Origin of the sequence: Candidatus Nitrotoga sp. M5 (genome assembly GCF_927904885.1) — a bacterium.
In the GTDB taxonomy this organism is placed as follows: domain Bacteria; phylum Pseudomonadota; class Gammaproteobacteria; order Burkholderiales; family Gallionellaceae; genus Nitrotoga.
The window spans coordinates 40,599-57,387 of the sequence record NZ_CAKMNW010000005.1; the positions used below are offsets into that span (position 1 = coordinate 40,599).

13 protein-coding genes are annotated in these 16,789 nt (G+C 48.1%); 5 read left to right on the forward strand and 8 right to left on the reverse strand.

Annotated features, from left to right (window positions below; genetic code table 11):
* Positions 1 to 108: 108 nt before the first annotated feature.
* The gene (ppc, locus tag MJ770_RS01835; protein ID WP_239249848.1) at positions 109 to 2,880 is read right to left on the reverse strand and encodes a phosphoenolpyruvate carboxylase; all 2,772 of its coding nucleotides are present in this window, start codon (positions 2,878 to 2,880) and stop codon (positions 109 to 111) included.
* A 116-nt stretch (positions 2,881 to 2,996) separates the two neighbouring features.
* On the opposite strand from ppc, the gene hemC reads away from it, so the two are divergent.
* From hemC to MJ770_RS01855, 4 genes are all read left to right on the forward strand, one after another.
* Complete coding sequence (gene hemC / locus MJ770_RS01840; RefSeq protein WP_239249850.1) at positions 2,997 to 3,941, forward strand: hydroxymethylbilane synthase; 945 nt, start codon at positions 2,997 to 2,999, stop codon at positions 3,939 to 3,941.
* 143 nt (positions 3,942 to 4,084) lie between these two features.
* Positions 4,085 to 4,984, forward strand: a complete 900-nt coding sequence (locus MJ770_RS01845; protein WP_239249852.1) for a uroporphyrinogen-III synthase — start codon at positions 4,085 to 4,087, stop codon at positions 4,982 to 4,984.
* Positions 4,981 to 6,075 carry a uroporphyrinogen-III C-methyltransferase gene (locus MJ770_RS01850; RefSeq protein ID WP_239249854.1) on the forward strand — a complete coding sequence of 365 codons (1,095 nt, stop codon included), beginning with the start codon at positions 4,981 to 4,983 and terminating at the stop codon, positions 6,073 to 6,075. The genes MJ770_RS01845 and MJ770_RS01850 overlap by 4 nt, the downstream gene beginning before the upstream one ends.
* Positions 6,072 to 7,250: a heme biosynthesis HemY N-terminal domain-containing protein gene (locus MJ770_RS01855; protein WP_239249856.1), complete on the forward strand. Its 1,179-nt coding sequence runs from the start codon at positions 6,072 to 6,074 to the stop codon at positions 7,248 to 7,250. Before MJ770_RS01850 ends, MJ770_RS01855 begins: the two co-directional genes overlap by 4 nt.
* 137 nt (positions 7,251 to 7,387) lie before the next feature.
* Here MJ770_RS01855 and thiE read toward each other — a convergent pair whose 3' ends face one another.
* Both thiE and thiD read right to left on the reverse strand, forming a co-directional pair.
* Positions 7,388 to 8,047: a thiamine phosphate synthase gene (gene thiE / locus MJ770_RS01860; RefSeq protein WP_239249858.1), complete on the reverse strand. Its 660-nt coding sequence runs from the start codon at positions 8,045 to 8,047 to the stop codon at positions 7,388 to 7,390.
* Positions 8,025 to 8,861, reverse strand: a complete 837-nt coding sequence (gene thiD / locus MJ770_RS01865) for a bifunctional hydroxymethylpyrimidine kinase/phosphomethylpyrimidine kinase (protein ID WP_239249987.1) — start codon at positions 8,859 to 8,861, stop codon at positions 8,025 to 8,027. The genes thiE and thiD overlap by 23 nt, the downstream gene beginning before the upstream one ends.
* 61 nt (positions 8,862 to 8,922) lie before the next feature.
* Between thiD and MJ770_RS01870 the strand changes: the two genes are divergently transcribed.
* Positions 8,923 to 9,105, forward strand: coding sequence for a rubredoxin (locus MJ770_RS01870; protein WP_239234493.1), 183 nt, complete (start codon positions 8,923 to 8,925; stop codon positions 9,103 to 9,105).
* Positions 9,106 to 9,528: 423 nt separating this feature from the next.
* Here the strand turns inward: MJ770_RS01870 and MJ770_RS01875 are convergent, their stop codons facing one another.
* From MJ770_RS01875 to MJ770_RS01895, 5 genes are all read right to left on the reverse strand, one after another.
* Positions 9,529 to 10,677, reverse strand: coding sequence for a formylglycine-generating enzyme family protein (locus tag MJ770_RS01875; RefSeq protein ID WP_239249860.1), 1,149 nt, complete (start codon positions 10,675 to 10,677; stop codon positions 9,529 to 9,531).
* 176 nt (positions 10,678 to 10,853) lie between these two features.
* Entirely contained in the window at positions 10,854 to 11,933 is a 1,080-nt protein-coding gene (locus MJ770_RS01880; RefSeq protein WP_239249862.1) for a formylglycine-generating enzyme family protein, read from the reverse strand.
* A gap of 384 nt (positions 11,934 to 12,317) precedes the next feature.
* A complete protein-coding gene (locus tag MJ770_RS01885; RefSeq protein ID WP_239249864.1) occupies positions 12,318 to 13,505 on the reverse strand; it encodes a formylglycine-generating enzyme family protein in 1,188 nt (395 codons plus the stop codon).
* 221 nt (positions 13,506 to 13,726) lie between these two features.
* Complete coding sequence (locus MJ770_RS01890; RefSeq protein WP_239249866.1) at positions 13,727 to 14,653, reverse strand: formylglycine-generating enzyme family protein; 927 nt, start codon at positions 14,651 to 14,653, stop codon at positions 13,727 to 13,729.
* Positions 14,654 to 15,441: 788 nt separating this feature from the next.
* Positions 15,442 to 16,782, reverse strand: a complete 1,341-nt coding sequence (locus tag MJ770_RS01895) for a GldG family protein (RefSeq protein WP_239249868.1) — start codon at positions 16,780 to 16,782, stop codon at positions 15,442 to 15,444.
* Positions 16,783 to 16,789 lie beyond the last annotated feature (7 nt).

Sequence of the window (16,789 nt, forward strand, 5' to 3'; positions counted from 1 at the left end):
CTAATGTTTGTTGCAACAGCGTACATGCAGGTTTTTCAAACCGCTTAAATATATCCAAAGCCTTTCTAAAACCTGCATGTAAATTGAATGGCAGTAATATTGCCTCGACTATCCGCTATTTCGTAAACCTGCTGCAATTCCGTTTATTGTCAGGTGTATCCCACGTTTAACTAAGTAGTGGTTATCACCCGCGCGGTGGCGGTGTAATAATCCCACTTGCAGGTGGTTAAGCGGGTCGATATAGGGAGTGCGCGTAGTGAGGCTGCGCGCCAAGGTAGGATTACCTTCCAGCAAAGTGGTCGCGCCGGTGATTGCGAACAGCATGTCCACTGTGCGCTGCCATTCTGTTTCAATCATGCCGAATATGTTGTGACGTAAGGTTTCGTCAGGCACTAATTCTGCATAACGTGAGGCGATGCCCATGTCTGTTTTCGACAGAACCATGTCCAAGTTGGAGAGCAGGCCGCGAAAAAAAGCCCAATTTTTATACATGGCTTGTAGTTGCTGTAGCCCAGACTCACCTTCACGTTCAATAAATTGTTGTATCGCGCTGCCAAACCCATACCAGCCAGGCAATAGTACACGGTTCAAACTCCAACTGAACACCCAAGGAATTGCACGCAAGTCTTCGATGTTGTTGGAGGCATTACGCGAGGCGGGGCGACTACCGATGTTGAGTTCAGCAATCTCTCGGATCGGAGTAGAAGCGAAAAAATAATCGGTAAAACCGGGCGTTTCATATACCAACTTGCGGTAGGAGGCGAAGGCGTCCAGACTGAGTGCTTCCGCAATACGGAGGTATTCCGGCATGGAACTACCATTGTCATCGCCATGGTTATGCAGTAGCGTTGCTTCCATGGTGGCGGCGATGAGAATTTCAAGATTGCGTCGTCCGATCTCAGGGTCAGAGTATTTGCTGGAGATGACTTCACCCTGCTCTGTAATGCGAATTTGAGCGTTTACGCTGCCAGGCGGCTGTGCCAGGATAGCCTCGTAACTTGGACCACCACCGCGCCCTACTGTGCCGCCACGTCCGTGGAAAAGTCGCAAATCAACACCATGATTTTCGAAGACCTTAACCAGCTCGAGTTCAGCTTTATAAAGTTCCCAATTGGCGGTCAGGTAACCACCATCTTTATTACTGTCGGAATAACCGAGCATTACTTCCTGTGTATTGCCGCGGCTCTTTAGTAATTCACGGTAGAACGGAATGGAGAATAATTCGTTCATGATCACGCCGCAACTACGCAAATCGGCGATAGTCTCGAATAGCGGAATAATGTTGAGATGTAACTCATGACTGTTTTCCAACAAGCCGACCTGTTGCAGTATCAGTGCGACTTCGAGCAGGTCGCTTACAGCGTCAGCTTTGGAAATAATATAGTTGGGGAGTGCAACATGACCAAATTGGGAGTGAATTTTGGCAGCCACTTGCATCAGTTGAAGCTCGCTTTTTACGACATCAGAATACTGTTCTATATCACTGGCCAATATCTTGCCTGTCTGTAGCGTCTTAATTAATATGCTGCAGCGTTCTGTCTCATCCAGCTTCTTATAATTGATGTTTTCAGCATTGGCGAGTATCTCGCTCACTACAAGCTCATGCACGCCACTGTGCTGGCGCATATCCAGCGGTGCAAGATGAAAGCCGAATAGCTCGACGGCGCGGCGTAGACAACCCACTCGTCCGCGTGCCAGATATACTGCACCATGTTGTTCAAGCGAATTAATAATGATATCAAGGTCAGCTATATATTCTTGCGCATTAGCGTAAGGTTTGGCATTTCGGCTAACTGGGCGCACGTGTTTAACGTGATGTCCAAGCTGTGCCGTAGTAGCTACTAATCGCGCGTAGATGGCGATTAGAGCACGGCGATAGGGCTCATCTTTGCGGCTTATTGCTCTGTCTGGCGACCGGGCGGAAAACGCTTCCAACTCTTTGCTGACTTTTACCCACCGGGTAGACAGGCTAAGCCGCTTGCGGAGCAGGTGGGTTTCTGACAGATAATATTCCAGTGTTGTAGCCGAATGTCGCATTGCAGCATCCAGCATAACTTGATGCGTGACAAATGGGTTGCCATCACGGTCGCCCCCGATCCAGCTACCGATGCGCAGAAATGGCGGAATGCGTAGGCGCTTGCCAAAACGTGCTTCGATCTGTTTTTCCAGGCTGACATAAATTTGGGGAATTTCCCTGAAAAAGGTATATCGGTAATAGGACAGTCCATTTTTGATTTCATCCGGCACTGTTAATTTTGATGTGCGTAACATGCGCGTATGCCACAGAATCAGCACGAAGCGGCGCAATGCTTCTTCATTGTCAGCCAGCTCGTTAGGCGTCATGTTGATTCGATCGCGATCTGATAGTAAGCTGGCGATTATGAGCTGACAGTCGAGGATACTCTTTCGTTGCACTTCGGTAGGATGTGCCGTGAGCACAGGAGAGATTAGTGCCTTGTCAAAAAATTCCTGTATCGCTTCTACGGAAATTTGCTTTTCCTGCAAACGGTCGAAAGCCAGTTCCACACTTCCTTCCCGGGGTGGGGAGTTGGCAATGAGATGCGCGCGGCGGCGACGGTTGTGATGTAAATCTTCAGTAATATTAGCAAGTTGCGAAAAATAACTGAAAGCACGAACAACTGACAATGTATCCTGCGGTGATAACGCATCCAATATTTGTTCCAGTTGATCGCGATCGCCCTCGTCCTGAGTCTTGCGGAAATGTACTGCACAGCGGCGCACACTCTCGACCAAATCGAAGGTTTCATCGCCTTCCTGCTCGCGCAAGGTGTCACCAAGGATACGTCCGAGTAGACGAATGTCTTCGCGCAGTGGCGTGTCTTTTAAGCTAATATCGGCGGGCGTAGCAAGCAAGTTCATAGTATTTATCTTCTTAAACAGGTATCTTCTAAAACATACGGTATAACGCACGCACAATAGGCTCATGTTAGAATGCGGCGTAATCGAATTTACAACTTAAAGATTCAGGAAAACCAATGAATCAAGTATTTCAGGCGCAAGCCGTTCCAGCAAAACTGGTCATCGTATCGCGCGAAAGCGCGTTGGCAATGTGGCAGGCAGAGTTTATCCGTGATCGACTAAGCGCATTATACCAACAAACCGAAATCAGCATATTGGGCATGACTACGCAAGGCGATAAAATCCTTGATGTATCGCTATCTAAAATCGGTGGCAAGGGTTTATTCGTAAAAGAACTTGAGACTGCGTTGGAAGATGGACGTGCTGATATTGCGGTGCATTCGTTGAAGGATATGCCAATGCATATGCCACAGGGATTTATGTTGGCCTGCATTGACAAACGAGAGGATGCGCGCGATGCCTTCGTTTCTAACCTCCATGCCAATCTTGAATCACTACCGCCGGGCAGTGTGGTAGGTACTTCGAGCTTACGCCGTGAAAGTCAGTTGCGCGCACGTTTTCCTCATTTAAAAGTTGAGTCACTGCGAGGTAATGTACAGACTCGATTGCGTAAACTGGACGAAGGTCAGTATGCCGCCATTATTCTCGCCGCTGCTGGCTTGACGCGTTTAGGCCTGGGTGATCGTATCCGCGATTTGATTTCTCCTAAGAGCAGCCTGCCAGCAGTAGGCCAGGGTGCGCTTGGCATTGAATGTCTTACTTCCCGGCCCGATCTGGAAGTATTGTTGCGACCACTGCACCATGAGGATACTGCTGCTTGTGTGCGAGCTGAGCGTGCCTTAAGTCGTGCGTTGGCGGGTAGTTGCCAGGTACCGTTAGGTGGTTTTGCAGAAATAGTCGGCAGTGAACTGCACTTGCGAGGTTTTGTCGGCAGTCCGGATGGCAGGCGCATGGCGCATGCCGAGCTAAGTGGTACAACTGCCGATCCAGAAGCATTGGGTAATGCTGTGGCGCAATCATTGCGCGCGCAGGGTGCGGATGAGATCCTTGCAGCTATATGAACCTTGATACCAGGATACAAAAAATACAATATATTTCGGCGGTTATGGTTTTTGATTGCAAGAGCGAGTGAATTAAATTTTTAGCCCAGGATTTTTGACTTTGCACAGCAGCTTGTTTGTGATAATAAATTCATTTTGACATTATGCAACAGCCACTAGCCGGATTGAATGTCGTGGTGACTCGCCCGCGCGAGCAGGCGAGGGATTTGGCTCATCGCATAACACAGGCTGGTGGACGGGCTACTCTATTTCCCCTGTTGGAAATCAGTCCGGCGCTTGACTTGCAGCCTTTGCATGCACTTGTTGCCCACTTACATGAATTCAATCTTGCTGTTTTCATTAGTCCCAATGCAGTGCGCTATGGTATGGCAGCTATTATTGCTGCAAATAAATTTCTTTCCGTCAGTCAGTCTGGCTCTTCCAGCGTCTTTCCCCCAACAAATGGAACAGATGCGGACAGCCAAATTGGAGGGGGCGTTAGTGATTCAATTGAGCAAAACAATGAGTTACCCGCGAACTTAAAAATTGCGACGGTAGGACAAGGTAGTGCTCGCGCACTGCGTGATTACGGTGTGAAAAATGTCATCACTCCACAGGAACGTTTCGATAGCGAAGCCTTGCTGGCGTTGCCGGATTTGAAAAATATCGCAGGTTGGCGCGTGGTGATTTTTCGGGGTAATGGTGGACGCGCGGTATTGGGTGATACCCTTAAATCACGTGGCGCAAAGGTTGAGTACGTAACTTGCTACCAACGATCCAAACCGCATCAAGAGGCCACTATGTTGCTTACTACCAACCCCGATGTCATTACAATAACCAGCAGCGAGGCTTTAAGTAATTTGTTGGAAATACTAGATCCTGTAACGAAAAAACAGCTTGCGGCTGTGCCATTATTCGTAACGCATGCACGCATTGCCGAAGCCGCGCATAAGCAGGGTTGGAGCGAGGTGGTGCTGACTGGAGAAGGGGATGATGGTTTGATATCCGGTTTGGCAATATGGGCAAAAAAAAATTCGCCTAACACAATTGGGAAGAAGCTATGACCAAGCAAGAACCACCCACCGAACCAGTCAATCTTATTAAACAAGAGGCCGCAAAAGCACCTGCCGATCCGCCGCAAAATAATGCGGGAAATTTTATTTCGCGTATTAGTATTATGCGAATAGTGTTGGCTGCAGTGCTGATATTGTTCTTATGGCAGTGGTTTGACACCCACCGGCGGGTTAATGGTATGCAACAAGATTTGGCGCGCCGCTTGGCCAAAATGGATGACAACAATAAGGCAAATCAACTATTGACGACGCAAATGCGGGAGTCTATGCGCGAATTATCTGCCAAAGTTGGTGTGCTGGAAACCTATGCTGCCGAAGCGCAAAATCATCGAGCTGCGCAGGAGTCGCTGTATCAAGACCTGTCCGGCAGCCGCGATGAGACGGCGCTGGCTGAAGTTGAGCAACTACTGCTGATTGCTGGACAGCAATTGCAACTTTCAGCCAATGTTAAGACGGCATTAATCGCGATGCAACAGGCTGATGATCGTCTTAAGCGTATGGATCGAGCTGCTTTAAAGGGATTGCGTAAGATCATCAATCGCGACATTGACAAGTTGCGTACCTTGCCAGATGTAGATGTTCCTGACATTAAGTTCCGTCTCGACAATCTTATCGCTGATGTGGGTACCTTGCAGCTCATACAGGACAATACTCATGTGCCGCAGGAAAAAAATATCGCTACGATTGCGCCAGTGAGTAATGAGGCTGCATGGCGAAGGTTGCTGCGCGAAGTCTGGGAAGATATGAGTCGCTTGGTTCGAATCGAAAATACGCAAAAGCTTGAGTTGCCGCTACTACCACCTACGCAAGCTTTCTTTTTACGTGAAAATTTGAAGCTGCGTCTATTATCTGCACGTCTTAGCTTGTTGTCGTACGACGAAAGGAGTTTTAAACATGATCTGCAGTTGGCACAGGAATGGATAGTACGTTATTTTGATGTTAAATCCACCAGTGGCGCGCTGGCGGTAACCACCTTGCAGAAGCTGCAGGAGTCCAGCATTAACATTGAGTTGCCGGATGTCAGTGCGAGTCTGGAAGCTGCACGTAACTATCGTTCATCGATCGGCAAGGGGGCGCGATGAAGTTCCTGGTTTGGCTACTAGGATTGTTCTCGCTAGCCGTGGCGCTGAAGTTGGCCGCACACAATCCCGGCTATTTGCTGCTGGTGTATCCGCCCTATCGAATGGAAATGTCGCTCACCCTGTTTGTGCTGCTGCTGTTAGCCCTGTTCGTGTTGGGATATTTAGCTGTGCGCTTTGCGCTATCCGTCATCAACCTTCCCGCATACGTGCGCCAGTTCCGCATTGAACGTGCTCACAGTAAAGGACGCTCAGCCATGACGGAAGCACTTATCGCATTCTTCGAAGGACGCTACGCGGTGGCAGAAAAGGCTGCTGTACGCGCGATGAAACTTGCCGAAAGTACTGACCTCAACTCTGTCATTGCAGCACGTGCAGCACATGAGCTGCGTGAATTTGACAAGCGAGATGCATACCTGGCTGCCGACAATAATTCGGCCGGCGGATCCACCATGCGCTTGATGGCGCAAGCCAAATTCAATCTTGATCAGCATCAACCGCAGGTTGCACTTCAATCACTGAAAAAATTGCGAGAAAGCGGGGTAAAAGGGCATGTCGGTGCACTTCATCTTGAACTTAGAGCACAGCAACAGGCGCGAAATTGGGATGCAGTACTAGATACCGTAGATCAGTTGAAAAAACGCAATGCAATGGATGACACCGCTGCTGCACAGATACGTCAACAGGCTTGGCTGGAAAAAATCCGCTCACACAAACTGGATGCTTCAGCATTGTTGGCCATTTGGAAAAGCACCCCAGGCGAATTCAGAAAGCGTCCTAAAGTCGCAGCAGCCGCTGCGCGTGCTTTCATCGAACAGGGGGATTGCCGTAGTGCAAAGCAGATTATAACTGACAGGCTAAACGCGGAATGGGACAGTGACTTGGTCATGCTATATGGGGAATGTCTGACGGGTGAAGCTGGGAGCCATATTGAACAAGCGGAACGTTGGCTTAAGCGTCATTCTGACGATTCCGGATTGCTACTGGTGCTGGGGAAGTTGTGTTTACATCAAGGGTTGTGGAGTAAAGCGCAAAACTATCTGGATGCCAGCAACAGTATTACACCCAGCAGCGCTGCGTATACCGCGCTCGGTGATTTGTCTGAAAAATTGCAACAACCGGACGAGGCATTTAAGTATTTTCAGAAAGCAATGGCATTGACGCAGGGAAATAAGTAAGCGTAGCCTGGATGCACGCGCGGTGCATGTTTGCGCATTTATTGTCAGAAGGCTTCTGACGGTTGATAAAGTCGAATCTAAATATAAAAAGTGCTGGGTCAAATCACCTCTGGATGCCTTTGATAGCTGACTATCAGCTAGCTCGTAAGCCTTCCAGTAAGTAGCCGATTTGAATTAAACAATGTGGACAATTTGTTTGCTGTCGCAATTACGTCATCCGAGCCAAATAAAGCCGAAATTACCGCCAGCGCATCTGCACCAGCATGTGCTAACGATGCGGCATTGAGAGGGGTGATGCCGCCTATTGCTACCAATGGCACGGAAAGTTCGGCACGCGCCTGATGCAATAATTTAATATCTGCCACTGCAGCGTTGGGCTTTATGGTCGAGGGGAAAAATGCTCCGAATGCCACGTAATTCGCGCCTGCATGAACTGCATCTTGAGCCAGTGATAGACGGTTATAGCAAGAAACCCCGATGATTTTATGCGCTCCTAGTGCGGCACGCGCCGTATGAACGCTATTATCCGCTGCACCTAAATGCACGCCATCCGCATCCACCTGCGCCGCCAGTTGTACATCGTCGTTTACAATAAACGTTGCGGCAAATTCATTAGTCAGTTTGCGTAAGGCATGAGCCTGTTCCAATCGCTGTGCAGGAATTGCTGATTTATTGCGGTACTGAAGAACCTGTATCTTGCCTGTCAGTGCCAGTCGCACGAGGTGCAGCAAATAGGCTGTATCCGCACAATCTGGCGTTATGGCGTAAATGCCGCTAATGGCGTACGCTGGATTCATCCTCTTCGTCATCACGGGCCCAAAATAAACGATCTGGAATGTGCTGCCCCATGCCGGGTCGGAAGGCATATTGCAATGCCTGCCATGTAAACTCTTGAGCCTCTTTCACCGCTTCATTCATCGACAGGCCGTTTGCCAGCAATGATGCAATGGCCGAGGCCAGTGTGCAGCCGGAACCGTGGTAAATGTTCGATAGACGCGCCCAGCTATCGCTACGTACTATGCCGTTCTCGCTGTAAAGTGTGTTAATCACCTTTGGCGTATGCTCATGCGTTCCGGTCACCAGTACATATTCGCAGCCGAGCTGCACGATGCGCTTGGCACACTCGGCCAAGTCAGGATTATCTTCGTCATTATCTTCATCGTGAATGAGGCGGCGTGCCTCTATGCTATTTGGTGTCAGGATAGTGGTCTGCGGCAGCAAAAGCTCATGGAGTGCGTCCAACATGTCTTCATCAGCTAGTTCATCGCCACGGCCAGATGCTAATACCGGGTCAAATACTAACGGAATATCTGGATAATCTGAAATTATTTCAGCAATCGCCGCAATATTCTCTACGCTGCCCAGAAGGCCGATTTTGAACGCTGCCACGGGCATGTCTTCCAGCACTGCACGTGCCTGGTCAGATACCCATTCAGCATCTATTGGCAATAGGTCATCTACTCCACCTGTGTCTTGTACCGTGACTGCTGTCACAACGGTCAGGGGATGACAACCCATGCTGGCAATAGTCAGAATGTCGGCCTGCAAGCCTGCTCCCCCGCTGGGATCGGTGGCACCAAAAGCAAGGACAATAGGTGGGATATCAGACATGGCGGTGTGTGTCATTGTAAAATACAAAATTAAAATGCAATTTTAACTGAAATTACGCTCCATGACCCCGAACCCTGAATATAAAACTTACATGTGCTTAATTTGTGGCTGGCTATACGACGAAGCCACCGGCTCCCCAGAAGATGGCATCTTGCCCGGCACGCGCTGGGAAGATGTGCCTATTAATTGGACTTGCCCGGAGTGCGGGGCGCGTAAGGAAGATTTCGAAATGATCGAGTTTTAATATTTGCAGATTTACTTCCTACGCCTTGGCGCAAGAGCTGACTGAAAATCAGTGAATTGTATGAGTTCAATTAACATCCCTCTGCTTGCAACGGGGGCTTGATTTACTCTTATTAAACAACTTGAATTTGTCTCAAGTTGAGTGTATAAAAGAGGTAGAAGAGTTGGGTAAGATCAGTACGTAAACCATTTGGGAGGCGCTTATCGAGACTGGAATAAATACAATCTGAAGTGAATATTTACCGGCGTCGAACCGGTCAAGTCGGTACCCATATATCGACATATAACGCCGCGCAACGCGGCGTTATTCTCTTTATAAAACTATTTGGTAATACAGTTATTGGCAACCATTTTTATGGTTGTGTTGGGATGCTCTTGTTACTACCTTTTGTGGATTCCTACTTATATAGAGTAAGCTATAATTTTATAGCAATGTCCTAGCAATACGGAAGCCTGTGTAAGAGTCACGGCTTGACTGATCACTCATAAATCGCACAGCGGAGCGGGCATCCCTTGGATCAATGATCCAAGAACCGCCGCGCAGCACGCGCCATTCCTGGTTGCTCAGGGTGCTTATTGCACCGCCAGACGACCAGGCTGAGCCATCTGCTGGAGCCCCTCGGTAGGTGTCATGCCATGTATCCTCAACCCATTCCCATACGTTCCCCAGCATGTCGTACAGCCCAAATCCGTTAGGCGCAAAACTCCCTACTGGCGAGGCACGCTTACAACTCCATTCGCTTTTGCTGTCTTGGCAGTTGCAGTTGTTCTTGCCAAGTTCATCACCCCAGTAATATTCCGTCAGCGACCCGGCACGGCACGCGTATTCCCATTCAGCCTCTGACAACAAGCGGTAGCTCTTGCCGGTCTGCTTTGATAGCCAGCGCACATAAGCTTGCGCATGAAGAAAATTAACATTGGTTACTGGCAAATTATCACCTGCCCAACCATTGTCTGCGGGGGAATAGGCTGTCTCGCCGGATACGACGAAACGCTTCCAGTCCGCCACGGTAACCGGATATTTTCCTACTGCAAAAGGACGAGCAATGGCAACCTTATGTTTGTTAGATGCTTCGCCCATACGATAACTACCTGCCGGTATCACCACCATCTCAGGCGTATCTGGCCCATCACGAAAAACTGTGGCAAGACCAGCTTCTTTTGCCGCCGCCATCTGTTCCAGTTGAATTTGTTCTACCGACCAGCACTCGATACCCAGCGGTCCGTTCAGCTCTTCCTTCTGTTCCCTAAGCTTGGTCTGTGCCTGCGTATGTTCCTTCGCCAGATAGATGTGTTGGGTGACCTCTTCATTAGCAGATGCCTGCACCCATTCTTTTTCCACTAAACCATCTTGCGTGACGGCATTAATGAGGTTGCTGCCTGCAGGCAGAACAAAACGACGGGGTGTGTTTTTATCCAATTGACCTTGATCTTCACCATTGATCTCGAGATAACAGTCCATATCGGACTCGAGCAATAGAGCAATCTGCTGGGACGAAGCTGTAGTCGTATCTGTAGGTTCGCCACCGCAGTCAGGATTCTTGAGATGGTCTTCGCGTTGTTCGTTACTCATAAATACCATCCAGTGTTAAAAGAGTTGAAAAGGGAATAAAAAAGGTTCAAAAACGCCTCTACAATTTTAAAGTGTTACCAAATCCAGGAAGCGAAGGGAATTTACAAGGCCCTGCTACACGAATGTTCACAAACTTAGATTGGTTTGAAAATAAATTACAATAAACTAGCTATCGTTTACGGCAGCGTCCTGGCGAGACGCAGGCCAAAATTAAAATTTCTTATTGCCGGCACACTTCCATGACGATGGGCGCAGCGAGCGTACCTCGGAAAACTACTCCAAGAGCCACCGCGCATCACGCGACCTAGCTGGTTACCTCCATACGACCAAGGCTTCCCATCGGCCGGAGCACCTTCGTAATTATCATGCCATAGGTCCTCTAACCATTCCCAGATGTTGCCCAGCATATCATGCAGCCCAAAAGCGTTAGGTGTAAAGCTACCCACCGGTGATGCACGTTTACGACTCCATTCGCTACCGCTATCTTGGCAGTTGCAATTGTTATGTCCTATCTCATCACCCCAATAATATTCAGTCACCGATCCGGCACGGCAGGCGTACTCCCATTCCGCTTCAGACAATAAGCGATAGGTTTTACCTGTCTGGGTTGATAGCCAGCGAACGTAATTCTGTGCGTCAAACCAACTAACATTGGTCACGGGTAAATTATCACCTCCCCAATCATTATCCGAGGGGGAATAAGATATTTCGCCCTTTTCGACATAATATTTCCACTCCGCTACCGTAACCGGGTATTTGCCTATTGCAAAAGGGTGAGTAATGGCAACCTTGTATTTATTAAATGCTTCCCCTCTGCGATAGCTACCTGCCGGTATTACCACCATCTCGGGAATATTTGGCCCATCGCGGAAAACTTTGGCAAGCCCAACTTCGGTTGCCGCCGCCATTTGTTGTTGTTGTATCTGTTCCACTGTCCAACATTCTATGCCCAGCGGTTCGCCCACTTCTTCTTCACGTTTTGCTTGAAGCCGGTCATACTCTTCCTGCAGTTGAATCAAACAGACAACCTGCTCCTCATGGTTTAAATCCTGCGTCCATTCCTTCTCCAGCAGACCATCTTGCGTGATGACGTTAATAAGATGGCTACCTAAGGGCAACACGATACTGAGTGGCGTCTTTTTCTGCAGTGTGCCAAGGTTGTCGCTATTCACCATGAGACGGCAATCCATGTCAGTCTTGAGTAGCAAGGTGGCTTCACGACTGCGCTCAGTATCCTTCGGTTTTTGTTCTTCCATATTAGCCACCTTAATCACCTCTCGTTGCATACCACCAATATTAGGGCACCTCTAAAATTTAATCTTCGTCACAATACCGCGCCATTCTAAAAAATTATCACTTATATATCAAAGAAATACTGTGCTCATTTTTCTCGCACCTTGCCTTTTTTGGCAACGGGGTAAGCAGGCAAAATGTGAAGCGGCTGCATGCAAAATTGAATTTTTAGAGGCGTCCTTAAAATGACGATCTGGATCAGCTTTGTACTTGCAGCGGAAACTCCCGAGACGTTGCGGAAGTAATAGCGAGCTTATCGCACCAAGATTCAATTGAGATTACTTCATCATCATTTGTCACTTAAAGTGAGTTAAGGATGAATAGGGGAAAAAATAGAATGGAAGCAATTAATCAGTCGGTTCATCCAAAGTGCTGGCAACACGAAACCCAAAATCGTCGTATCGGCTTGACGTTACGGCTCGAGCGCGACTGGCAGAGCGAGAAAGTTTAGGGCTACAATCCCAAGAGCCACCACGCACTACGCGTCCCTGCTGGTTACCTCCATACGTCCAAGCTGTCTCGTCTGAGGGGGCTCCCTCGTAATTATTATGCCAGTGGTCTTCCACCCATTCCCATACATTTCCCAACATGTCATGCACACCAAAAACGTTAGGTGCAAAACTTCCCACTATCGATGCACGCTTACAGCTCCATTTGCTCCCGCTATCCTGACAGTTGCAGTTCCTATCACCAAGTTCATCGCCCCAATAATATTCTGTTACAGAGCCCGCTCGACAGACATATTCCCATTCCGATTCAGTTAACAAGCGGTAGGTCTGGCCAGTTTGGGCAGTTAGCCAACGCACATAATCCTGCGCATCAAACCAACTGACGTTCGTGACCGGCAGTGTAGTACCTATCCATCCATTATCAGAAGGGCAATGGGGAGGGTCTTCTGGCTCCACGTAAGGCTTCACTTCACTACCATCACCAGCTGCGCCAAAGTAAACGCTCATCGGCTCTTCTTTGACTTCGCTTTTAGACTTAACGTATCTTCTCCATTCCTCCACTGTAACTGGATATTTCCCTACGGCAAAAGAACGGGAAATAGTGACCTTATGTTTATCAGATACCTCGCCCATTCGATAACTGCCTGCCGGTATTATCACCATTTCGGGATAATCCAGCCCATCACTGAATTCTATGTTAAGCCTCGCACTTTCCGCAGCTTTCAGTTGCGCCTTCCGTATCTGCTCCACTGACAAACATTCTATGCCCAGCGGCTCTCGCATTTCCTCTTCAAGAGCTAATCTTGCCTTGGCATGCTCTTCCTCCAGATAAATAAAATGCTCGACATCATCTTCTGCTCGATAAAGTGGCTGTACCCATTCTGTTGCTATTAAGCCGTCTTGTGTAACGGCATGAATAAGAGGGTATCCCAACGGCAAAAGGAAGCTGCGGGGGTAATCTTTTTTTAGGATGCCATGATCCTCACCATCGATCGTGAGGTAACAGTCCATATCCGTCTCCAGCAGCACATTAGCTGCCTGATTGTGTTCGGCCTCCTGATTTTTTTGTTCTTTCTGATCAATCACCCAATAATCTCCCTTTCAGACTTATCATTTTAATAGCGCCCAGCCTGTTACCCTAGCAGACAAGGTAACAGGCTGGGCGCGACAAACCAGAGTGGGGCATCTCCGCCCAGATTTCGCTCTTTCGGACGGCTTCCATACTTACGACATCACGTGACACAATCCAATGTCATACAGTGCAGGGAACGTGCAAATAAAAATCCAATCACTAAGCCGTTGCTTCGTTATAGCGTCCTGGCAATTCGGAAGCCAATACCATAGTTCCTAATTGAAGGTTCAATCCATAACCGTAGAGCAGATCGCGCGTCACGCGGATCGCTATCCCAGCAGCCCCCGCGTAACACACGCCACTGTCGGTTGCCTTCGGACATCCAAGCAGAACCGTCATTCGGTGCTCCTTCGTAATTTTCATGCCATGGATCCTCTACCCATTCCCATGCGTTCCCATGCATGTCATACAAGCCAAAAGCGTTAGGTTCAAAACTGCCCACGGGCGAGGCACTTCTACAGCTCCATTCGCTTTCGCTATATTGGCAGTTGCAATTATTAATCCCTATTTCCTCACCCCAGAAGTATTCAGTCACTGACCCTGCACGACATGCGTACTCCCATTCTGCCTCAGTCAGCAAACGGTAGGTGTGGCCAGTCTGAGTCGATAACCAACGCACATAATCCTGCGCATCAAACCAATTGACATTAGTTACCGGCAAGTCGCTGTTAGTCTCTTTAACATGACTTAGAACTTCGTGATGCAATTCAGTTGCCTTGGTTGGGGATTTGAGTAAAACCTTGTTGTGCCCGCGTATTGTTCCTGTGCCCGCCAAATATCCCGCTCCAATACCCGGCAATAGGTCGTCTTCAGGACGCAATCTATCGACGAAACGTTTCCATTCTTCTACCGTAACCGGATATTTTCCTACTGCAAAGGGACGAGCAAAGGTAACCTTATGCTTCTCAAATGCCTCGCCCATGCCATAACTTCCTGCCGGTAACACCACCATTTCAGGAGTATCTGGTCTATCGCGGAATACTACTTCTTCAAATCCAATTTCCTTTGCTGCTGCTATTCGTGCTTGTTGCATTTGTTCGGCCGACCAGCACTCTATACCCACAGACTGGTTCAGCTCCTCAACATTTTGGTCATTTTTCATGATATCTCCGAGGCTTAATGCCTAAATATAGGTAATCGTATGGACTGACAGTCCCACAGGCACTCGGCCAAGAGCCACAACTCAGTGAATTTTTTCTTCTAGGGAAATATCTCAGTCATGTCAATTTATGAAATATTTAGTTATTTTAAGCTAATCTACTCGTTTCAGAATAGCCTAAAGCAGCCCTTTCAGTCAACCAAAAGTGTAGTGAGAAATTAAACGATCCAGACATGTAATGTATGTTCAACTTTTTACATTCAGTATCATAATGATTGGCCATTTTGGTAGATGCTAAATAGTAAATTAAGGTGTAATAATAAGCTGTGTTTTAATGGCCTGTAAAAACTGATTTGCTCTTCCAAAAGTTGAGATAATAAAAGCTGTTGGTGCGACGGTTTGAATGTGATAAATGCCGCCTATTCCCGCTGGCTAGTGGCAACATTGGCTAAGTGATGAACTCTTCCCCATTGTTGGGCGATTTGATCTCCGCTTCACGTAAGCTCAACGCTTGAGCTATCGCCCTTTCACAATTGAACCACTTGTCTATGTGGTGCATGGCACCAATGGTGTGTGGGTGAGTGTATTGTGAAGGTACGCTGACACATTGGTAAGACCTTGCCCAATCGGTTACACAGATGTGGTTGTCAAGAACCAACAGGTAGCTGTGAGATAGTTAATATACATAGCGGTATTACAGAAAAATTATCGAGAGTACTCAAGCAACAATATACCCGTTATGCTTTTATTTATGAGGTTAAATAAACTATTCAGGAATACCTAATGCATGCTTAACGTCTTCTGCGCCACCATACCGTAGCGCCCACTAGCATTAAAAGTAGAGGTATGGCAATCAGAAAGCTGCCACTGATTAAGGCCAGATGAATTTTGCTCAGGGTAATCGCCCCATCTCTCACTGCACGGGGTTGAATGGTGATGAGTCTCTCTTCGTTGCCTAACCAATTTGTAATATTGATGCCGAGATCAATATTGCCGCCGTTACCGGAGTAGGTATTGGCAAGAAACGAACCGCTCCCAACGATGACGATGCGTTGTTCGCGATCATTTATGTTGCGTTGCAGGGCTAACGCAATGGTTGCTGGGCCGGGGATGTCATGGGATTCGTTGAAGTGTGGTTTACCTTGCGGTATGTCGCGGCTAATCCAGCCACGTGGCGCGGCCTCTACCAACATGGTGTGCTGCCATGCGGTATTTTCCTCCCAGTCAATGGCGCGCGCAAATGGAAAGACCGTATTTAAGTTGAAGTTTTGTGTGATGGCATGTGGTGGGTAGCTAGCGCCTAGTGCCCAAGTCGCAGGGATGTTCATTTGAACAGCTACTGGATCGATGACTATGCCAGGTGTGAAAATTATGTCCAGTTTTTCGGCCAAGCGCTCCAGTCCATACAATGGCTCGGCGTCTACTAGCCATAGCAGATTACCGCCGCTGTCGATATAGTGCATTAGCTTGTCTATTTCGCCTTGCAACAGATCGATTTGCGGCTGCGTGATGATCAACATGCTGGTATTGTTGGGTACTTCCTGTGCTAGTGTTAAATTCAGGCTGTTAAGGCGGAATCCATTTTGCTGCAGACGCTTGCCGAATTCGCCGAGATCATGGTTGGCTATGCCTTCCAGATTACGCTCACCATGTCCTTCAAGATACATAAGCAATTGATTTTTTGCGTGAGCCATGCGTAACAACACGCTGGTAAGCGCTTGCTCGTTCAATATGGTGAGATGTTCGCGCTTGCCATCATATTCAACCAACATCTCGCCATTGGCATGAATGTTGACCTTGCGCGCTTCCTCTGGTTGTTTTACCGGATCGATGAAGGTGAGCGAAATATCAGGTTTATAGCGCTGATAGAGGGCGACAAAATCACGGGTTAGTCTGTGCATATCGCCCAAGTTGGCATCTTGTCCGGTTACATACATCGTTAGTTTTATTTCACCTTGCAGCTGATTCAGTACGTTCACACTGCTGTCTGCCAAGCTGTTACTGGCGTTTTGAGTCATATCCCATTGTGCGGGTTGCTGTGCAGCGAGTTGATACAGCGTGACTACAGCGGCAAGCAGCAGTGCGGTGAAGGCAAGATTTCTAATCAGTCGTTTGGTTTGTGGAAATTTCATACTGGAA

What these genes read in the sequence shown, in the direction of transcription:
- ppc (WP_239249848.1), bottom strand. Translation starts at nt 2,880, where the DNA reads ATGAACTTGCTTGCTACGCCCGCCGATATTAGCTTAAAAGACACGCCA.
- hemC (WP_239249850.1), top strand. Translation starts at nt 2,997, where the DNA reads ATGAATCAAGTATTTCAGGCGCAAGCCGTTCCAGCAAAACTGGTCATC.
- MJ770_RS01845 (WP_239249852.1), top strand. Translation starts at nt 4,085, where the DNA reads ATGCAACAGCCACTAGCCGGATTGAATGTCGTGGTGACTCGCCCGCGC.
- MJ770_RS01850 (WP_239249854.1), top strand. Translation starts at nt 4,981, where the DNA reads ATGACCAAGCAAGAACCACCCACCGAACCAGTCAATCTTATTAAACAA.
- MJ770_RS01855 (WP_239249856.1), top strand. Translation starts at nt 6,072, where the DNA reads ATGAAGTTCCTGGTTTGGCTACTAGGATTGTTCTCGCTAGCCGTGGCG.
- thiE (WP_239249858.1), bottom strand. Translation starts at nt 8,047, where the DNA reads ATGAATCCAGCGTACGCCATTAGCGGCATTTACGCCATAACGCCAGAT.
- thiD (WP_239249987.1), bottom strand. Translation starts at nt 8,861, where the DNA reads ATGTCTGATATCCCACCTATTGTCCTTGCTTTTGGTGCCACCGATCCC.
- MJ770_RS01870 (WP_239234493.1), top strand. Translation starts at nt 8,923, where the DNA reads ATGACCCCGAACCCTGAATATAAAACTTACATGTGCTTAATTTGTGGC.
- MJ770_RS01875 (WP_239249860.1), bottom strand. Translation starts at nt 10,677, where the DNA reads ATGAGTAACGAACAACGCGAAGACCATCTCAAGAATCCTGACTGCGGT.
- MJ770_RS01880 (WP_239249862.1), bottom strand. Translation starts at nt 11,933, where the DNA reads ATGGAAGAACAAAAACCGAAGGATACTGAGCGCAGTCGTGAAGCCACC.
- MJ770_RS01890 (WP_239249866.1), bottom strand. Translation starts at nt 14,653, where the DNA reads ATGAAAAATGACCAAAATGTTGAGGAGCTGAACCAGTCTGTGGGTATA.
- MJ770_RS01895 (WP_239249868.1), bottom strand. Translation starts at nt 16,782, where the DNA reads ATGAAATTTCCACAAACCAAACGACTGATTAGAAATCTTGCCTTCACC.